The following is a 3,082-nucleotide window of genomic DNA, read 5'->3' on the forward strand; positions in this document are numbered from 1 at the left end:
GCGGGCGCCGGTGCCGGCGGGCACGGGGTGGCGGGTCCCAAGTACGGATTCCGGCCCACCGTCATGGCCCGGCCACCCTTCGCGGGATAGCTTCGGCCCCAGCAACTCTGGCGCAAAACCAGGACGCGCCCTGTCGCCAAGCACCGGCGGCAGGGCGCGTTTGTGCGTGCCCGGACGTCGCATCCGGGCACGCCCCAGCGAATCTCCAGCGGGCTTTATCTGCGGCCGGATTTTTATCCCGCGCTGGGCTTTTCGCGTAGGCGCGGCCCCGCCGCAACCGCCCGCGGACTCACCCGCAGGCGCCGCTGAGGGCACCTCCTGACGGGGTGTTCCCGCAGGTAACGACGGTGCCGGCGCGACGCGTCCCGGGGGCGCCCCGATGGCACCGCCACGGGGGAGCGCGCCGCCGGCGCCTGGCCGGCCGCAGTTGCGGCGGCATCGCGGGAGCGGCGCGGGGCGGCGCGGCCATTTAGCCTTCCGAGCAAGCAAATTCTGATGGTCATCGCCAAGAGATCACCTGCGAGGGGATACATGTCGTTCGAGCCCGGTGCTTCGTAACCATGGACTTCGGGGCATTTCCGCCGGAGATCAACTCCGGTCGCATGTACGCGGGTCCGGGGTCGGGTCCGCTCATGGCCGCGGCCGCCGCCTGGGATGGGCTGGGCGCCGAGTTGGGCAGTGCCGCGAGCGGGTACACGTCGGTGATTTCGGAACTGACCCAGGCGCCGTGGGTGGGGCCGGCCTCGGCGTCCATGTTGTCGGCCGTGACGCCGTACGTGAGCTGGTTGAGCGTCCTGGCCGGGCAGGCCGAGGAGACGGCGGGCCAGGCCCGGGCGGCGGCCGCCGCGTTTGAGGCAGCGTTCGCGATGACGGTGCCGCCGCCGGTGATCGCCGCCAACCGGGTGCTGTTGGCGACCCTGGTCGCGACGAACTTCTTCGGGCAGAACACCCCGGCGATCGCGGCCACCGAGGCGCAGTACATGGAGATGTGGGCCCAGGACGCCGCCGCGATGTACGGCTACGCCGCTTCGTCGTTGGCGGCCTCGCAGCTGACCCCGCTGACGTCGCCGCCCAACACCACCACGCCAGAGGCCGACTCCAACCAGGCCGCCGCGGTCGCCCAGGCCGTCGCCGAGCCGGCGGGCAACACCGCCCAGACGACCTCGCAGCTGGCGACGCCGCAAGCCTTGACGGCCACCACGCAGGCGGTGACGCAGGCCTCGACGACGACGGCGTCGCAGCCGGGACCGTTCACCTGGCTGCAGAATCTGATAGACGGCTTCCTGCAGTCCGGGCTGCCCACGCCGACCAACAACTACGCGGGCCTGAACACCGGCATGTACGGCACCTTGCTGAAGCAGACCACGGGCCTCGCCTATTTCTCGAACGGCATCACCAGCTTCTGGTCGTCGATCGCCCAGCAGCTGATCTCCGGTCCCGGTGGTAGCACGGCCGGTGCCGGTGGTGCCTGGTATCCCACGCCGCAGTTCGCGAGCCTGGGGCTGGGCAACCTGGGCGGGGTGGGCCACGTGAGCGCGATCTCCGCCGGGACGGGGCAGGCCGCGCGGGTCGGGATGCTCTCGGTTCCCCAGCATTGGGCGACGCTGACCTCGTCGGTGACCCCGGCGGCGATGTCCGAGGAGGTCACCCCCATCGAGGCCGGGGCGACCGGCGCCCCCGGCGCGGGGGCCAACGGCCTGCTGCGCGGCATGCCGGTCGGGTCGTTCGGGCGGCGCGGCGCGGCCGCCGGGTACGTCAACAAATACGGGTTCCGCTACAGCGTGCTGACACGCCCGCCGTCGGCCGGATAAGCGGCGGAATCGCAGCATGCACACCCTCACCGTTAGCCGCGGCCGGATTTTATTCCCGGCCTCGATGCACCTGCGCCCGGTCACGCCGGCATCGGCCCTCGGCATCCGCGGCCGACGGGCCCGGGGATCCGACCATTCGCGCAGCTCACGCCCACGATTCGGGCACACGTCGGGGCGGTCGGCCGGCACCGGACGGCCGGCCCCGACACCCGGCGCAAAGGCGCGCCGGACGGCCGTTACTCCGCTGACCGGCGTAGCGGTGCTCACCAGCGCATTAACGTCATCTACTACTCGACGCATCGATTCGAACATCACAGGTTAAGGGGCATATTCGTGGTGGATTATGGGGCGTTCCCACCGGAGTTCAATTCGGCGCGGATCTACTCGGGTCCGGGGTCGGGTTCGTTTCTGGCTGCGGCATCGGCATGGAGCGCGCTCGCGGCCGAACTCAACTCGGCCGCGCTCAGCTATGACAACGTCATCACCTCGCTGAACAGCGAGGAGTGGCTGGGGACCGCGTCCACGGCGATGGCGCAGGCGGCCGCGCCGTACGCGGCCTGGCTGACCACGACCGCCGCTCAGGCCGAAGAGGCGGCCACCCAGGCTCGTACCGCCGCGGCGGCCTACGAGACCGCCCTCGCCTCCTCGGTGCCGCCCCCGCTGATCGCGGTGAACCGCACGCAGGTGACCCAGCTGCAGGCGACCAACGTGCTGGGGCAGAACACCCCGCTGATCGCGCAGCTGGAGGCGCAGTACGGCGAGTACTGGGCGCAGGACGCGGCCGCGATGTACAGCTATGCGGGCCAGTCGGCCTCGGCGACGAAGGTGGCGCAGTTCCAGAAGGCGCCGGAGGTCACCAACCCGTCGGGTCAGGCCACCCAGAGTGCGGCGGTCACCAACGCCACGGCCAACTCCACGGCGACCAACACGTCGAAGACCCTGCAGGCGCTGGCGCAGCCGGCGACGACCACGTCGACCAACGCGACCGCCGCCACGACCACGGCGGCGACGACGACCACCGATCCGCTGTCGGAGGTCTGGTTCCTGCTGACCGGGCAGACCAGCCTGCCTACCAACCTGGGCACTCTGGTCAACGGCTACAGCCCGTTTGCGGGGTTGTTCTACAACACCGAGGGTCTGCCGTACTTCAGTACTGGTATGGCCAACACCTTTACGCAGATCGCCAAGTCGGTGGGTGCGATCGGTGGGGCGGCTCCGGCGGCGGCCAAGGCGTTGCCCGGGCTGGGTGGTCTGGGTGGGATGTTGGGTGG

At 70.7% G+C, this 3,082-nt stretch carries 2 protein-coding genes and 1 pseudogene; all 3 read left to right on the forward strand.

Annotated elements, in window-relative coordinates; translation table 11 throughout:
• Window positions 1-90, forward strand: a pseudogene (locus A5622_RS28240) (hypothetical protein); the annotation flags it as partial.
• A gap of 470 nt (window positions 91-560) precedes the next feature.
• Window positions 561-1,811, forward strand: coding sequence for a PPE family protein (locus tag A5622_RS13150; RefSeq protein ID WP_066878931.1), 1,251 nt, complete (start codon window positions 561-563; stop codon window positions 1,809-1,811).
• Window positions 1,812-2,144: 333 nt separating this feature from the next.
• A partial coding sequence (locus A5622_RS13155) for a PPE family protein (protein ID WP_066878933.1) occupies window positions 2,145-3,082 on the forward strand: 938 nt, incomplete at its 3' end.

This window comes from Mycobacterium sp. 1245801.1 (assembly GCF_001673055.1).
In the GTDB taxonomy this organism is placed as follows: Bacteria; Actinomycetota; Actinomycetes; order Mycobacteriales; family Mycobacteriaceae; genus Mycobacterium; species Mycobacterium europaeum_A.